This is a genomic window from Paenibacillus sp. FSL H8-0537 (assembly GCF_038051995.1).
In the GTDB taxonomy this organism is placed as follows: domain Bacteria; phylum Bacillota; class Bacilli; order Paenibacillales; family Paenibacillaceae; genus Pristimantibacillus.
Window position 1 is genome coordinate 4,249,456 of the sequence record NZ_CP150290.1, and the last position, 13,564, is coordinate 4,263,019.

At 50.1% G+C, this 13,564-nt stretch carries 16 protein-coding genes; 2 read left to right on the forward strand and 14 right to left on the reverse strand.

Translation table 11 applies throughout. From position 1 onward, the window contains the following. Positions 1–262: 262 nt before the first annotated feature. From sigF to ald, 10 genes are all read right to left on the reverse strand, one after another. Positions 263–1,018 carry an RNA polymerase sporulation sigma factor SigF gene (gene sigF, locus MHB80_RS17750; RefSeq protein WP_046231980.1) on the reverse strand — a complete coding sequence of 252 codons (756 nt, stop codon included), beginning with the start codon at positions 1,016–1,018 and terminating at the stop codon, positions 263–265. Between the two features lie 19 nt (positions 1,019–1,037). Beyond that, positions 1,038–1,466 (reverse strand): anti-sigma F factor, encoded by a 429-nt coding sequence (gene spoIIAB, locus MHB80_RS17755; RefSeq protein WP_341283017.1) that lies wholly within the window; start codon positions 1,464–1,466, stop codon positions 1,038–1,040. A 14-nt stretch (positions 1,467–1,480) separates the two neighbouring features. Continuing rightward, positions 1,481–1,834 carry an anti-sigma F factor antagonist gene (gene spoIIAA, locus MHB80_RS17760; RefSeq protein ID WP_056028909.1) on the reverse strand — a complete coding sequence of 118 codons (354 nt, stop codon included), beginning with the start codon at positions 1,832–1,834 and terminating at the stop codon, positions 1,481–1,483. Between the two features lie 170 nt (positions 1,835–2,004). After that, positions 2,005–3,120: a D-alanyl-D-alanine carboxypeptidase family protein gene (locus tag MHB80_RS17765; protein ID WP_341283018.1), complete on the reverse strand. Its 1,116-nt coding sequence runs from the start codon at positions 3,118–3,120 to the stop codon at positions 2,005–2,007. Between the two features lie 504 nt (positions 3,121–3,624). Continuing rightward, positions 3,625–3,795 carry an aspartyl-phosphate phosphatase Spo0E family protein gene (locus MHB80_RS17770; RefSeq protein WP_338551801.1) on the reverse strand — a complete coding sequence of 57 codons (171 nt, stop codon included), beginning with the start codon at positions 3,793–3,795 and terminating at the stop codon, positions 3,625–3,627. A gap of 165 nt (positions 3,796–3,960) precedes the next feature. Next, entirely contained in the window at positions 3,961–4,785 is an 825-nt protein-coding gene (locus tag MHB80_RS17775; RefSeq protein ID WP_341278230.1) for a purine-nucleoside phosphorylase, read from the reverse strand. Positions 4,786–4,865: 80 nt separating this feature from the next. Beyond that, positions 4,866–6,050 carry a phosphopentomutase gene (deoB, locus tag MHB80_RS17780; protein WP_341278231.1) on the reverse strand — a complete coding sequence of 395 codons (1,185 nt, stop codon included), beginning with the start codon at positions 6,048–6,050 and terminating at the stop codon, positions 4,866–4,868. A 135-nt stretch (positions 6,051–6,185) separates the two neighbouring features. Beyond that, the gene (gene xerD / locus MHB80_RS17785) at positions 6,186–7,076 is read right to left on the reverse strand and encodes a site-specific tyrosine recombinase XerD (protein ID WP_341283019.1); all 891 of its coding nucleotides are present in this window, start codon (positions 7,074–7,076) and stop codon (positions 6,186–6,188) included. Positions 7,077–7,183: 107 nt separating this feature from the next. Continuing rightward, positions 7,184–7,417 carry a DUF4227 family protein gene (locus MHB80_RS17790; protein ID WP_341278232.1) on the reverse strand — a complete coding sequence of 78 codons (234 nt, stop codon included), beginning with the start codon at positions 7,415–7,417 and terminating at the stop codon, positions 7,184–7,186. A 171-nt stretch (positions 7,418–7,588) separates the two neighbouring features. Then, positions 7,589–8,704: an alanine dehydrogenase gene (gene ald, locus MHB80_RS17795; protein WP_341278233.1), complete on the reverse strand. Its 1,116-nt coding sequence runs from the start codon at positions 8,702–8,704 to the stop codon at positions 7,589–7,591. Between the two features lie 192 nt (positions 8,705–8,896). Between ald and MHB80_RS17800 the strand changes: the two genes are divergently transcribed. After that, the gene (locus MHB80_RS17800; protein WP_341278234.1) at positions 8,897–10,057 is read left to right on the forward strand and encodes a S8 family peptidase; all 1,161 of its coding nucleotides are present in this window, start codon (positions 8,897–8,899) and stop codon (positions 10,055–10,057) included. Positions 10,058–10,150: 93 nt separating this feature from the next. On the opposite strand, the gene MHB80_RS17805 is transcribed toward MHB80_RS17800, so the two are convergent. The 3 genes from MHB80_RS17805 to MHB80_RS17815 form a co-directional block, all read right to left on the reverse strand. After that, the gene (locus MHB80_RS17805; RefSeq protein WP_046231973.1) at positions 10,151–10,618 is read right to left on the reverse strand and encodes a Fur family transcriptional regulator; all 468 of its coding nucleotides are present in this window, start codon (positions 10,616–10,618) and stop codon (positions 10,151–10,153) included. 105 nt (positions 10,619–10,723) lie between these two features. Further along, positions 10,724–11,368, reverse strand: coding sequence for a stage II sporulation protein M (gene spoIIM, locus MHB80_RS17810; RefSeq protein ID WP_341278235.1), 645 nt, complete (start codon positions 11,366–11,368; stop codon positions 10,724–10,726). 90 nt (positions 11,369–11,458) lie between these two features. Continuing rightward, a complete protein-coding gene (locus tag MHB80_RS17815; protein ID WP_341278236.1) occupies positions 11,459–12,022 on the reverse strand; it encodes an NUDIX hydrolase in 564 nt (187 codons plus the stop codon). 112 nt (positions 12,023–12,134) lie between these two features. On the opposite strand from MHB80_RS17815, the gene mciZ reads away from it, so the two are divergent. After that, positions 12,135–12,275: a Z-ring formation inhibitor MciZ gene (gene mciZ, locus MHB80_RS17820; protein WP_341278237.1), complete on the forward strand. Its 141-nt coding sequence runs from the start codon at positions 12,135–12,137 to the stop codon at positions 12,273–12,275. A gap of 118 nt (positions 12,276–12,393) precedes the next feature. Here mciZ and MHB80_RS17825 read toward each other — a convergent pair whose 3' ends face one another. After that, positions 12,394–13,521 (reverse strand): M20/M25/M40 family metallo-hydrolase, encoded by a 1,128-nt coding sequence (locus MHB80_RS17825; protein ID WP_341278238.1) that lies wholly within the window; start codon positions 13,519–13,521, stop codon positions 12,394–12,396. Between the last annotated feature and the right edge of the window lie 43 nt (positions 13,522–13,564).

Genomic DNA, 13,564 nt, shown 5'->3' on the forward strand with positions numbered 1-13,564 from the left:
AGGTGTCGACCTATGCTGCGTTCTAATCGAGATAAACAACAAAGTTACGAGTTTGTTTCCATTGAAAGCTTAGTGCCTGCTGATCATATGCTTCGCAAGGTTGACAGCTGGTTTCTAGGTCTGGGATTAACAGAAAATGGTCGGCGGTCGTGTACTAGTTTCGGATTCAACCCATGTCGTTTAGATAACCAAAACAAAGAGAAACCCAAGCGTCTTGGAACAAGACGTAGGGTTTCTCGACAATCTAAAAGATCAAACCGCCCTATAAGGCGATTTGATCTTTTATGGACTGCAATATTTTTTTCTCCAGACGCGACACCTGTACTTGTGAAATGCCTAAACGACTCGCTACTTCTGACTGCGTCTTATCCCGGTAATAACGTAAATATACGATGAGCCGCTCCCGCTCGCTGAGGCCTTCAATGGCCTCGGTCAGCGCAAGCTTGTCGAACCAGCGCTCCTGGGAATCATCAGCAATTTGATCCATCAGCGTAATGGGATCGCCGTCATTTTCAAATACCGTCTCATGAATCGAGGTTGGCGGCTTATTCGCTTCCTGCGCAAATACGACATCCTCTGGCGTAATACCCAGTCGTTCTGCCACTTCGCTAATGGTCGGCAGCCTTCCCAGCACCTTGGATAGCTCGTCTTTCATTTTGCGCACCTTATTGGCCGTTTCCTTGAGCGAGCGGCTAACCTTAAGCGTACCGTCATCGCGCAAAAACCGCTGGATTTCACCGATAATCATCGGCACGGCATAGGTGGAAAATTTCACATCATAGGAAAGGTCGAATTTGTCAACCGACTTGAGCAGGCCGATACAGCCGATCTGAAACAGATCATCTGGCTCATAGCCGCGGTTGATGAAACGTTGAACGACTGACCATACCAAACGAATATTGCATCCTACAAGCGTGTCCCTTGCCAACGTGTCGCCAGACTGGCTTAATGCAATAAGCCGCTTTACTTCCGCATCATCCAAATACGGCTGAGCCGTTTGTTTCAACCCGGAATCCATGAGGTTCAACCCCTATGCGCTAGTTGTATAGCGCTTTTTTCGATTCAATTCGTTTCAGCATGCTTACGCGCGTACCGCCGCCAAGCTCGCTGACAACCTCGAATCGGTCCATAAAATTTTCCATAATCGTAAAGCCCATGCCCGAGCGCTCAAGCTCCGGCTTGGAAGTGTAAAGCGGCTGGCGAGCCAAGTCCAAATCTTCAATACCGCGTCCATGGTCAATAACCGTCAAGGAAACCGCGTCTCCTTCAATATAACCCTCTATCGTCACTTTGCCGGCTGCGTCGCTATCATAGCCGTGAATAATCGCATTGGTTACCGCTTCCGAGATTGCTGTCTTTAAATCATTCAGCTCCCCCAGGGTCGGATCGAGCTGGGAGACGAAGGCTGACACCGCTACGCGGGCGAAAGCCTCGTTCTCTGAGCGGGCGCTGAAGGTTAACATCATTTCATTGCGTCCATTCACGATACCACCTCCAGACTTGAAATCGCCATCCGTTCATTATCATGAATCTCCAAAATTTTGAACAAGCCCGACATTTCAAAAAGCCGGTGAACGCTTGGACTAACGGCACATACAACCATTTTCCCGCCTCTTGCCTTAACCTGCTTATACCTGCCCAGAATGACGCCAAGCCCCGAGCTGTCCATGAATTGCAAATCCTTCAAGCTGAGAATGATGTGGTCGCTGCTTCCGCGTAAAATCGCATCCTCCATCTTGACCTTTACGACGTCGGCTGTATGATGATCCAGCTCTCCGCGCAGACGTACAATAAGCACATTGCGATAATGCTCCAGTTCAGCTTGCAAATTCATAATTGCTGTTCATCTCCTTTAAGCTGTGCATTTGGATAGAACTAGCATTTCTCCAGCGGGACACACGTTTCCTGCACGGCGACAAAACTAGAAGCAGAGCCCTAAGAGGTGACAAAATATTCAGCCTAAGCTCGCTATTTTCCGGCAAAACCTTGCTCCGATAACCCGATTTAAGCGAACAATCCGCCAAACGAGCGCTTCAGCATTTTCCACCAGCCAGCCCGTTCAATCGTCTGCGGCGCATCAACTGGGAATTCCTTAAGCAGTTTATCTCCCTGATACACGAGCAACTTGCCGATCGGCGCACCAATTGCAATAGGAGCTTTAATCGAGCCGTCGATTTTCAGCTCGTAGCGGATATCGCTTGTGTTTGCCCCTTTTTTGAGCAGTATGCTGTAAGCATGGGGAGCGACCAGCTCAAGCTCGGACACAACGCCCTTCTCTACATGCACCTTGCCCATGGCATCGCCCTCTTTAAAAATCGGATGCGTCGTATATTGGGCAAACGCATAATCAAACATTTGCGACACTTCCGTGTTGCGCGTCTTCGTATTCGGCTCCCCCATCACGACCGCAATAACGCGAAGCCCATCCCGTCTTGCCGTTGCCGATAAACAAAACTTGGCTTCATTCGTAAATCCGGTTTTCAGGCCGTCTGCCCCGCTATAGAACCGTACAAGCTTATTCGTGTTGACGAGCCAGAATGGCTTCTCTGACGTTTTGCGCAAATAATCCTGATACATGCCGGTATACTTCGTAATATCCGTATGCCCCAGCAGTTCACGGGACATAACCGCAATGTCATGGGCTGACGAATAATGATCCTTTGAAGGCAAGCCATTGCAATTGGCAAAATGGGTTTCCTTCAGCCCGAGCTGCTTCGCTTTCTCGTTCATCATTGCTACGAATTGCTCCTCGGTGCCTCCGAGCTTTTCTGCCATCGCAACAGAAGCGTCATTGCCGGAAGCCAGAGCGATTCCTTTAATCATGTCATCCACGCTCATTTCCTCTCCAGGCTCCAGAAAAATTTGCGAGCCGCCCATGGAGGAAGCATATTCGCTCGTCTGTACCTTGTCGGTCAGCTTGAGCTTGCCGTCAGCCAGTGCTTCCATAATAAGCAGCATGGTCATAATTTTAGTGATGCTTGCCGGAGGCAGCTGATCGTGGCTGTTTTTCTCATAAATAATCGTTCCGCTGTCCGCGTCCATAAGAATGGCAGACCGGGCCGATGGCGCCAGATGAGGCTCCACGCTTCCGGACTGCTCCGCTGCTGGAAGCGAGGGCATCTCACCCGCTTCTTCGGCGAATACAGCAGTTGGCAAAGAGACAGCGAGCGCAAGGATGCATAAGCAAAGTTTATTCCGTAATTTTTTCAAGAACAGATTCCCTCCTATGAAGCTGCGGCAGCCCGGATTTCGCAAAAAAGTTCGGTTCACGGGAAGTCGCCGCAATTCGGCTATATTTAAATATAAGAATTTATAAGTTTCACACTTATAAATGGGCTTATATTCCACCTGCGAAACGGCAGCTTTGCCGCCAAAGGACGGCTTCAGCCGTTTACGCTTGTCTTCCACAGTGTCGCCTGTTTTTATGTAAATTATTCCAAAGTTCCTATATTCACAAAAAAAACCGCCCTTGCAGAAGCTTTCGCTTCCGCAAGCACGGTTTTTGAATTTTTTCACGTCATCACTTGCTTAATAAATCTAATTACCCCTTTGTAATGCGACTCTCGCCCTCGCTCAAGCATCATAGGACCGTTCTTATCATACGTTTCATGCCATTTGCTCTGTTTATTTATGGCTGGAAACGGTCCGTCGCTCTTCCTGCGCACGAACGATTAAAACGTCTAGCGATTGGCTTAGCCGCAGTACCTCCCGGTTCAGAAAAGTTTGCTTGATGAGCGCCGTTTCAACCATTTTATCGCGCAACTTCTCCATCTCCAAGAGCAATTGGTTGTCCATTTCACTCCACTCCATTTTTCTATAATTACGGACATTATACGACGATGGCGTTTTAAAATACTGTCACAATGAGTCGAGCCAAATATTACAATTGTGTTACAAATATGCGGACAAAATAACACGACTATTTTGCTTTTTTTATCTACTTTAGCAATAAACTGTTCTTTAAATGAGCGGGACCAAACCTTTTACGAGGTCTAAAAACTCAGATTTCACGCGCTCTGCCGTCTCCATAACCTCTTCGTGATTAAGCGGTTGATCCAGAATGCCCGCAGCCATATTCGTAATACAAGAAATGCCAAGAACTTCAATTCCCGCATGTCTTGCGGTAATCACTTCCGCAACGGTCGACATTCCGACAGCATCTGCCCCCAAAACGCGCAGCATGCGAATTTCCGCTGGTGTTTCATACGTTGGTCCGAGCAGTCCGGCATATACCCCTTCAGCAAGTGCAAGCCCTTGGCTTGCCGCAAGTTCACGGGCAATACCGCGCAGACGCTTGCTGTAAGCCTCCGACATATCAGGAAAACGAACACCCAGCTCGTTATCATTAGGGCCAATTAGCGGGTTTTTGCCTGTCATGTTCAGGTGGTCGGAAATCAGCATCAGATTGCCGGATTCAAAAGCAAGGTTGACGCCGCCAGCTGCATTGGTCACAAGCAGCGTCGATACGCCAAGCGCCTTCATTACGCGCACCGGAAATGCTGTTAGCTCAGGGCCGTAGCCCTCATACATATGGAAGCGGCCCCGCATCAATAGCACTGGCCGCCCTGACAGGGTACCGATAAGCAGCTCGCCTGCATGGCCTTCCACTGTGGACACTGGGAAATGGGGAATATCGTTGTACGCAATCGTCACTGGATTTTCCAAATGATCGCCGAGAACGCCCAGTCCAGAACCCATAATAAGGCCGACCTCTGGCAACAAGTTCGTACGTCCGGCAATGTAAGCTGCCGCTTCTTTAATTTGTGCTGCTGTAATTACGCTCATAGTGATATCCTCCAAGTCGTTAGTTCGTTAGTTCGTTAGTTCGTTAGTTCGTTAGTTCGTTCATTAATTCGTTTATTTAATTAAGCTTCAAGCAAGTCGAGAAAGCTTGTGCCGTTTGGCGGAGCTTGTACATTAAAGTTGTCAGCAATCGTCGCTCCCAAATCGGAGAAGGTTGCTCTTGTTTCGAGCTGCCTTGGCTGCTTGAAAGCCGGGCTGTAAAGCAGCAGCGGCACATACTCCCGCGTGTGGTCCGTACCCGGATGAACGGGATCATTGCCGTGATCAGCAGTAATGACTAGCAAATCGCGCGGTCCAATTGTTTGGACAAGCTCAGGCAAGGCGCGGTCAAACTCTTCAAGTGCAGCGGCGTAGCCTTCTGGATCTCTGCGATGCCCGTACAAGGAATCGAAATCAACGAGATTCGTAAACAGCAATCCCTTGAACGGCTCCTTCAAAGCTGCAATCGTACGGGCGATGCCATCGGCGTTGCTCTTCGTCGGCGTAGAAGCATTAATGCCCTCTCCGTCAAAAATATCATTGATTTTACCGATGGAGATCGTGTCGAGTCCCCCATCCTGAAGCGCATTTAGCACCGTAGGCTCTGGCGGCTTGACTGCATAATCATGGCGGTTAGGCGTACGCTTGAACGCGCCTGGCTCCCCTTCATACGGTCTTGCAATGACCCGGCCTACTGTATAACGCTCATCCATCGTCAGCTCGCGCGCAATTTCGCAAGCACGGTACAGCTCGTCTAGCGGGATGATGCCTTCATGCGCTGCAATTTGAAAAACGCTGTCAGCAGAAGTGTAGACGATCCATGCCCCCGTCTCCATTTGCTCAGCGCCCAGCTCGTCCAAAATTTCCGTACCGCTTGCCGGCTTATTGCCAATGACCTTGCGCCCGGTGCGCTCTTCGAATAAAGTGATCAGCTCATCCGGAAAGCCATCCGGAAACGTCTGAAATGGAACCATCAGCTTCAGCCCCATCAGCTCCCAATGCCCAGTCATCGTATCCTTGCCGACCGATACCTCCTGCATTTTTCCATAGTAGGCACCAGAAGGCTCATCTGCGGGCTTCCAATCACCCAGTGGCGCAATACGATCAAGACCAAGCTGGCGCAAATTCGGCAGGCTTGTCCCCTTCACTCTTTCCACGATATGACCAAGCGTGTGCGACCCGAGGTCACCGAACGCCTCTGCATCCGGCTGTTCGCCAATTCCAACGCTGTCAAGCACAATAACGGCAATACGATCAAATTTACTCATGTAGTCCCAACCTTTCTAATGTTAGATCTGGTGAAAAACAATAGGCTTATGTGAAAGGTTTGACTTTCCACCAGCATTCCGTGCGCATCCGCTCTGCCTGACCTAGTCTTAAGCAACCGGCGATCTCGCTATCTTTCAAGCGCGTGGATGCGCGCTGTTGTATACGTCTTTCATTTTCAGCTTTGTCAGCTTGGAGTATTTCTGGGTTGTAGCAACGTCGGCGTGGCCAAGCAAAGCTTGTACGGTACGCACATCTGCGCCGTTTTCCAGCAAATGAGCGGCAAACGAATGGCGCAGCGTATGCGGCGTTATATCTGCTTCAATGCCCGCCTCTTTTGCATACTTTTTGACCGTTTTCCAGAAGCCCTGCCGCGTCATCCGAGTTCCCAAATGATTTAAAAACAGCGCATCCTCCTGCTTGCCGTGCCGCAGCAGCCCGATTCGCCCATGCTCCAAATAGCCATTCAGCGCCTCTGCAGCTTTTCTCCCAAATGGAACGATACGCTCCTTGCGGTTGCTGCCTACACACTGGATAAAACCGAGCTGCTGATTGACGCTTGACACATCCAGTGAAATGAGCTCTGACACGCGCATGCCTGTCGCATACAGCAGCTCCAGCATCGCCTTATCCCGCTTCCCTGCTGTCGTTACGCATTGGGGCGTGTCCAGCAGCAGACTTGTATGCTCCATCGATAAAATTTGCGGCGGCTTCGTTTCCTGCTTCGGCGATTCAATATAGATGGAAGGGTCGCGATCGATGAAACCTTCAACGAGCAAGTAATGAAAGAAGGCGCGTATCGACACGATGTGCCGTGATAAAGTGGACGGCTTGCGCCCTTCCTCCTTCAACTGCAGCAAATAATGCGCCAAATGATGCTTTTGAACGGCCGCTGCTTCCTCGATTTTCTGGCTTTCCATATAATCCAGCAGATACAGCAAATCCCGCCCGTACGACTCCAATGTATTTTTCGACAAGGAGCGTTCTACGCTTAAAAAACGAATAAAAGAGTTCACCAAAGATTTCATCCTGTTTCCTTTCATGCTTCCAGCCTCTGCACGCGATTCATGCGTACTTCGGTATTTCCACACCCGGGATCATAAATCCTGCTTGGCAAGCTTTTTATCCCGCCCCGCTATTCGCCGTACCAATAGAAAAAACGCAGCCTATCCGCTATATTACCATTATCCCACTCATATGTACTATGCCAAATAGCCTTTACGGCCTCACCCTGCGGAACTTCATAAGGATTGCTTGGCGACACGACATCAACGAGCCAATCATAGCCGCCAGTGGCAACTACGAACAAGCTGATGAACAGCAGCATAAATACGAAGCGGCTGAACCATTTGCGTGCAGAGAATACCATTTTGCCCTCGCCCCTCTCTAGACATGCAGGCAGGTTTGTCCCGCCCACTTTACCATATGATGAGAGAGGGGCTTATATGCGGAAGGAAAGGGTCTTGTGCGCCGACTCGCGGCGGTGTTTATAGCCATTCAAAAACAGCCGGGTATCCTTAACCATCTTAGCATCATTTGCTCACGACAGCAGCGTTTGGATCGGTGTAAATGGCAGGTCCAGTGCGGCAGCAACCTGCTCATAAGTTAATTTGCCGCTATGCGTATTGACGCCTTTCTGCAGAGGCTCGCTCAGCTTTATTGCTGCCAGCCCATCATTTGCGAGCAGCAGCGCATATGGCATCGTAACATTCGTCAGCGCAAAGGTCGAGGTGCGCGGTACAGCACCTGGAATATTCGCTACCGCATAATGGATGACGCCATGCTTGATGTAAATCGGGTCCTTATGCGTAGTGGCTCGGTCAACCGTAGCTATGGAGCCGCCTTGGTCTACGGCGACATCGACGATGACTGCGCCTTTTTTCATCGTTTTGACCATATCCTCCGTCACCAGATGAGGCGCTTTGGCCCCCGGAATCAGTACGGCACCAATGAGCAGGTCCGCCTTCGCCACCGCCTCGGCAATATGATACGTACTCGACATCACGGTCTGAATACGGCCGCCAAATACATCATCGAGGTAGCGCATTCGATCAAGACTCCGCTCAAGCAGCACGACGGTTGCTCCCATGCCGAGCGCAACCTTCGCAGCATTCGTTCCGACGATGCCGCCCCCGATAATGACGACCTCGGCTGGCGCTACCCCAGGCACACCGCCTAGCAGAACGCCACGTCCCCCGTTAAACGCCTCTAAAAACTGTGCGCCAACTTGTACGGCCATTCGCCCTGCAACCTCGCTCATCGGCGTCAGCAGCGGCAGGCTCCCATTCTGAAGCTGAATCGTTTCATAGGCAATGGCGGTTACCTCGCTGTCCATTAAAGCTTTCGCCAGCTCCGGCGCAGCCGCAAGATGCAAATAAGTGAACAACAGCTGCCCTTTGCGGAAATAACTATATTCCTCTGGGAGAGGCTCCTTTACTTTCATAATCATTTCTGCGCGTTCCCATACTCGAGCAGCCGAGTCTACAATTACGGCACCCTCACTTGCATAGTCGCCGTCCTGAAAGCCGCTGCCATCTCCTGCCCCTGTCTGTACAAGCACTTGATGTCCGGCCGCCTTAAGCATGGTGACGCCTGCTGGCGTCAATGCCACCCGGTATTCACTCGTTTTTATTTCTTTGGGAACGCCAATGATCATGAAAAAACCTCCTAAAGAAAATAATGGGGATATAGCCATATTGTACGTCAACTGATTGTCCTAAGCGATACATTTTCCAACTGCTGCAAAAAATATGTATATGGGGACGAATACCCAGTCCACACCTGCCCCTCCTCCATACACTACACAAGTAGTCTCATGTCTGCCTATAACATGGAGGAGGAGCCCATCATGCCTCGTTTGGATAACCTGATCGCTTCCTGTTCTGCCTATAAACCATCTAAACATACAGAACGCCAGCTCATCAGCTTTACTACGCACAGCTCTTATAAACGCTGCTTGCGCCTGCTTGAATCGCGCGGCATTCATCCATTCAAAACGATGCCCGGCTGCAAAATGATTGGCTTTCTGCTGGATCGGCGCAGCTCTTGGAAAAATATTATTCGGCATCCTGATGTCAAGGTGATGGAGCGGGATGTGAAGATCCGCAAGCATGATACCACTCCCCGTATAACAACCCGTACTATAAAACCAAATCTCCCCATTATAAAAACGACCATAGACACGAATAAGGTGCCATGGAATATTAAAAGAGTACAGGCGCCGCTTGCTTGGAAGCGCACACTCGGCAGGCCTGTCAAGCTTGCCATTATTGATACCGGCATTGCCAAGCATCCCGATCTGCGCATAGCAGGCGGCGTCAATACGATGGGGGGCTTAAGCTATTACGATGATAATGGCCATGGTACGCATGTTGCTGGCATTGCCGCAGGCAGAGGCTTAACAGGCTTGTACGGCGTAGCTCCCAATGTAAAGCTGTATGCCGTAAAGGCACTCGACCGTTACGGTTCTGGCTACGTGTCAGATATTGTAGATGCCATTGAATGGTGCATCCGCAACAAAATGAACGTTATTAATATGAGCTTTGGCATCGTCAGCGGCCAGCATAGCGATTTGCTGCGCCAGGCAATCAAGCGGGCAGCGAAGCAGGGAATCATCATATCAGCCTCAGCCGGCAACGAGGGGCCAAATACGACGACGATCGACGAGCCAGCTTCCTTTCCGGAGACGATCGCAGTCGCTGCTACCAATCGGCTTAATCAAATTGCCGATTACAGCAATCGAGGAATGGGCATTGATGTTGCCGCGCCGGGAACAGAAATTCTCTCAACTTGGCTGAATGGCAAATATGCCATCATGTCAGGAACGAGCATGTCCTCTCCCCATGTGGCTGGCGGCGCTGCTTTATTGCTCTCTGTAAGGCCAAAGCTAAGCTCCGCCCGCGTAACAACTGTTTTCCGAAAATGGTCCGTACCTCTAAATGGTTATTTGCCCATTGCGCAGGGCTCCGGCTTGCTGCGGCTCGGACGCATTGGCAATCTAAAATCCTGATGCAGTGGGCATCCGCTATATAGCCCAAACCGTCTAGCCATACGAAACGCCAAAACGGCTTCGCCGTCCAGAAGCACTGGGCAGCAAAGCCGTTTATGATTCATCTTTTTTCGCATTCGCATTCTTCTCATTGCATTTACGACAAATGCCCTGGAAGTCCAAACGATGGTCGAGAACCGAAAAACCAAATTCCTCTTCCAATCGCTCCTCAAGTGGCAGCAGCCAATCGTCCTTTATCTCATCCATCGATCCGCATTGCACACAAATAAGATGATGATGATGATGCTTGCTGCTGTCCGTTCTCAGATCGTATCTGGCAACCCCGTCGCCAAAATTAAGCTTCTCCACTACATGCATTTCGCTTAATAACTCAAGTGTCCGATACACGGTTGCAAGGCCAATTTCGGGTGCCTTGTCCTTCACAAGCATGAACACATCTTCAGCGCTCAAGTGATCTTCCTCATTCTCAAGCAATACACGTACTGTTGCTTCACGCTGCGGGGTTAATTTGTAGCCCTGCGACTGCAACTGTTGTTTAATCTTATCAATCCGGGCTTCCATGATTTCCCCCCTACCACACATGTCTGCGCCAACATCAGAAAACGTTTGCTTTCATTATAGATTCAAACCCTTGTGAAAGTCAAACATTTTGGCATAGAATGGGCATCAGATTGCCGCGGCAGAAGCGTCTAAAATCGGCGCTGCCCAGCTCATTAACAGTGGAGAGACGTAAGCTTCAAGCAAAGCGGCACCGATTAAAACCATCAGCATCATCAGCGCTGTCGTCGTAAAGCTGAGCATTTGCGGGGCAAGCGTGCCATTTTGCCGCAGCAGCCTATTTTTCACCACATAAATCGAAAAAGAAAGCGCAGAAGCACTCGCCATCAAAATGGCCGGCACAATAATTAAATTAGGCGGCGCTATCGAGACGAGCGAAAACAGCACGCCCTTCCATGAATATTGCGTAATAAGCGTTCCAAGCGCAAAACCGACGAGCACGCCTTTTAGAAAATCCATAGCCAGCACCAGCGGTATTCCAACAACGGTAATTCCAAGAAACCACAGCACCAGCAGCCATTTTCCATGAAAAAAAACGCGCTCCCAAAACATAGCCTCACTACCCGCTGCCGTCCCGCCATGCATGAGCTGCACATATTGGTCCATGTCCGTTGCCAAGTCCTGCTGCTGCTCAAAGGTCAGTGCATTCACCATCAACGCGCCAAAAATAACGCCCACGACAAACAGCACGCCTACAAATACATACAGCGTCAGCTGGCTCCCTGCGGGCCCCTTCCCCATTCGCGAACGCATAGCCTTCCCCCTCTTGTCCCATGTGCTAAAGTGTATGTTCCTTCAAGCACACCTATGACGGAAGAGAAAGCGCTGATTTCGTTCTTCTTTCTAAACAGGCAGTTTGCCCGTTAGCAAATAAAGCTTCCATACATAGACAGCCATAATTGTTTTGGCATCACTGATGCGGCCTTCGGAGATGAAGGCTTCCGCTTCCGGAAGCGTAATCGCCATCACTTCCAGAAACTCATCCTCATCCGTCTGCTGCTTGCCGGAAACGATCTGATCCGTGAAATAAACATACAGCTTCTCATCCGCAAAACCCGGCGACGTATAAAAAGCGCTCACAAGCTGCAGCGTATCCGCTTTGTAGCCTGTCTCCTCCTCCAGCTCGCGCTTCGCCGCCTCAAGTGGATCTTCACCAGCATCCAGCTTGCCAGCCGGAAGCTCGATCTGGAATTTCTCAAGAGGCTTGCGGTACTGCTCCACGACGAGCAGCTTGCCATTTAATAGAGCGATAACGGCCGCAGCGCCCGGATGCTTGACGATTTCCCTTGTCGCCGTACTGCCATCCGGCAAGGCGACCGTGTCTACCTGCAGCGAAATGATTTTGCCAGAAAAAATCGATTCGGTGTGGGTTGTTTCTTCTTTCCAGCGATTAATTTCCTGATTCATGAATGAATATTCCCCTTTGCGTGTAAGAATATGGTAACATGCATAACTTGTCCGATATCCGCATACCTATCCTTATCCAAATATTTTCAATAGGGAAGGAGCTTAGGTAACGATGAAAACCTATACAAGCGTCAGCCATCTTCGCCTTGTCGGCAAAGCATGGGAGATTCGCCATCAACTGCGCATGATGTCCTGCAAGGCAGCGAGTGGAGCTTCTGAGCCATTAGCAAGCTTTTTAAAAGAACGCCAATAGCCAGAAGCTTGCCCTCTTAACTAAATGGAAAACAAGCGATACGCCCGGGAAAATGCTCTTTTCCTGACCTATCGCTTGTTTGGTTTCTCTGCTGTTCTCTATTATGTCACAGTGCCTATTAAGCTTTTGCAGCCTGCTTCATAATCTCAACGACCAATTCCGTCGTTTTGACCAGATCGGCTACTTTAATTTGCTCCTGCGTTGTATGGATATGCTCGTAACCAACAGCCAAGTTAACCGTCGGTACGCCGAGTCCGTTGAATACATTAGCATCGCTGCCCCCGCCTGAGTGGAAGGTTTTTGGCGTCAATCCAATCGCCTTAATCGCCGTTTGTGCAAGCTGCACTACAGCATCGCTCTCATCGTACGAATACGACGGGTAAATGACCTCGCTGTTGAAAACGCCCTTGGCGCCAAACTCCGCTGCCGCACTTTCTACTGCCTCGCGCATAGCGCCGAGCTGGGCATCCAGCTTATGCTGAACAATACTGCGTGCTTCCGCATTCAGCTTCACATAGTCCACTACGATATTCGTAGCGCCGCCGCCTTCAAAAGAGCCAATATTCGCTGTCGTTTCCTTGTCGATGCGGCCGAGCGGCATTCTTGAAATCGCTTTTCCCGCCACTTGGATCGCACTGATTCCCGCCTCCGGGTTAACGCCAGCATGAGCCGACTTGCCGTGAAACTCAATCGTTACTCTCGCTTGTGTTGGCGCAGCAACCGCAATTTCACCTACCGAGCCATTGGAATCGAGCGCGTAGCCGAATTTCGCCTTCAGCTTGGACGCATCCAGTGCGCGAGCTCCGAGCAGTCCCGATTCCTCGCCTACTGTAATTACAAATTGAATAGGGCCATGAGGAATCGATTGCTCCTTAAGCACGCGAATCGCTTCAAACATGGCCGCAAGACCCGCTTTGTCATCCGCTCCAAGAATCGTAGTACCATCGCTGCGTATGTACCCATCGGCATCCAGTTGAGGCTTAATGCCTTTACCAGGCGTTACCGTATCCATATGGGAGGTGAAAAAGATAGTCGGAGCGTTTTCCACACCGGATGCCTCAAGAAAGGCAAATAGATTATTCGCGCCATGACCTGTTTTGGCTGCCGCATCATCCTCTTCCAGCGAAAGTCCCAGCTCCCCGAATTTCTTTTTTAACTCCACACTTATGAGCTGCTCATGCTTCGTTTCACTATCAATTTTCACCAATTGTACAAATTCATCTACTAACCGTTGCTCATTAATCATTAACGTTTCCTCCGTTCGTCATTTTCGACTATAATAGGGCTTA

Coding starts and splice junctions, on each gene's coding strand:
- MHB80_RS17805 (WP_046231973.1), bottom strand. CDS start 10,618: ATGGAAGCCCGGATTGATAAGATTAAACAACAGTTGCAGTCGCAGGGC.
- mciZ (WP_341278237.1), top strand. CDS start 12,135: ATGAAAACCTATACAAGCGTCAGCCATCTTCGCCTTGTCGGCAAAGCA.
- spoIIAA (WP_056028909.1), bottom strand. CDS start 1,834: ATGAATTTGCAAGCTGAACTGGAGCATTATCGCAATGTGCTTATTGTA.
- sigF (WP_046231980.1), bottom strand. CDS start 1,018: ATGGATTCCGGGTTGAAACAAACGGCTCAGCCGTATTTGGATGATGCG.
- MHB80_RS17815 (WP_341278236.1), bottom strand. CDS start 12,022: ATGAATCAGGAAATTAATCGCTGGAAAGAAGAAACAACCCACACCGAA.
- MHB80_RS17765 (WP_341283018.1), bottom strand. CDS start 3,120: ATGCCCTCGCTTCCAGCAGCGGAGCAGTCCGGAAGCGTGGAGCCTCAT.
- spoIIM (WP_341278235.1), bottom strand. CDS start 11,368: ATGCGTTCGCGAATGGGGAAGGGGCCCGCAGGGAGCCAGCTGACGCTG.
- xerD (WP_341283019.1), bottom strand. CDS start 7,076: ATGAAATCTTTGGTGAACTCTTTTATTCGTTTTTTAAGCGTAGAACGC.
- deoB (WP_341278231.1), bottom strand. CDS start 6,050: ATGAGTAAATTTGATCGTATTGCCGTTATTGTGCTTGACAGCGTTGGA.
- MHB80_RS17800 (WP_341278234.1), top strand. CDS start 8,897: ATGCCTCGTTTGGATAACCTGATCGCTTCCTGTTCTGCCTATAAACCA.
- spoIIAB (WP_341283017.1), bottom strand. CDS start 1,466: ATGATGTTAACCTTCAGCGCCCGCTCAGAGAACGAGGCTTTCGCCCGC.
- ald (WP_341278233.1), bottom strand. CDS start 8,704: ATGATCATTGGCGTTCCCAAAGAAATAAAAACGAGTGAATACCGGGTG.
- MHB80_RS17770 (WP_338551801.1), bottom strand. CDS start 3,795: ATGGACAACCAATTGCTCTTGGAGATGGAGAAGTTGCGCGATAAAATG.
- MHB80_RS17775 (WP_341278230.1), bottom strand. CDS start 4,785: ATGAGCGTAATTACAGCAGCACAAATTAAAGAAGCGGCAGCTTACATT.
- MHB80_RS17825 (WP_341278238.1), bottom strand. CDS start 13,521: ATGATTAATGAGCAACGGTTAGTAGATGAATTTGTACAATTGGTGAAA.
- MHB80_RS17790 (WP_341278232.1), bottom strand. CDS start 7,417: ATGGTATTCTCTGCACGCAAATGGTTCAGCCGCTTCGTATTTATGCTG.